The organism is Vibrio sp. 10N.222.55.A1, assembly GCF_041473835.1.
GTDB lineage: Bacteria > Pseudomonadota > Gammaproteobacteria > Enterobacterales > Vibrionaceae > Vibrio > Vibrio crassostreae_C.
Window position 1 is genome coordinate 1 of the sequence record NZ_JBFRSX010000134.1, and the last position, 835, is coordinate 835.

At 45.5% G+C, this 835-nt stretch carries 1 protein-coding gene; it reads left to right on the forward strand.

The window, feature by feature from the left end:
* Nucleotides 1-835: hypothetical protein (locus AB4493_RS22100; RefSeq protein ID WP_372155822.1), on the forward strand; the 835-nt coding region annotated here is incomplete at both ends.

Here is an 835-nt window from a genome sequence, read left to right on the forward strand (position 1 = left end):
GATCACAGGTGCTGCTAACACGACCACCTACCAAGGCGCAGCTGACGTGAGCGGAACGCCAATCTTCACATTAGTGCTGACTGATGACGGTGCTTATACGTTTACTTTACTTGGTCCTCTCAATCACGCTACGACACCAAATAACCTCGATACATTAACAATACCGTTTGATGTTGTGGCCGTTGATGGTGACGGCGATGATTCTAACCAATATGTATTGCCAATCGAGGTGCTCGATGATGCGCCAGTAATGAGTGCGCCAACGGGTGAAACAGTTGTCGATGAAGACGATCTTACTGGTATTGGTTCAGATCAATCTGAAGATACCATTATTAATGGGTTATTCACGGTTGATGAAGGTGCCGATGGCGTTGTGAAGTATGAACTGGTCGATGAAGATTTGGTTCTTACTGGCTTAACCTCCGATGGAGAAAGCTTAGAGTGGCAAGCTGTTTCACAAAATGGCACAACATTTACTTACGTTGCTCAAACAGCAACGAGTAATGAAGCGGTGTTCGAGATTATTTTCGATACCTCGGATAATAGCTATCAATTCGAATTGCTTAAACCACTTAAGCACCTTGATGGCGCGGGTGAAAACGCGATTAACCTTAACTTCTCTGTTGTAGCTGAAGATTTCGACCAAGATAAATCGAATGCGATCGATCTGAAGATCACTGTGACGGATGATGTGCCAACCATCACTGATACGACGGTTGCGAGTACGTTTGTCGTTGATGAAGGCGATTTAGGCTCTGTTGTCGCTCAGGCGGCAGGCTCGTTTGTTACCTCAGAAGGAGCAGACCAAGTAGAGGTTTACGAACTACGCAATATC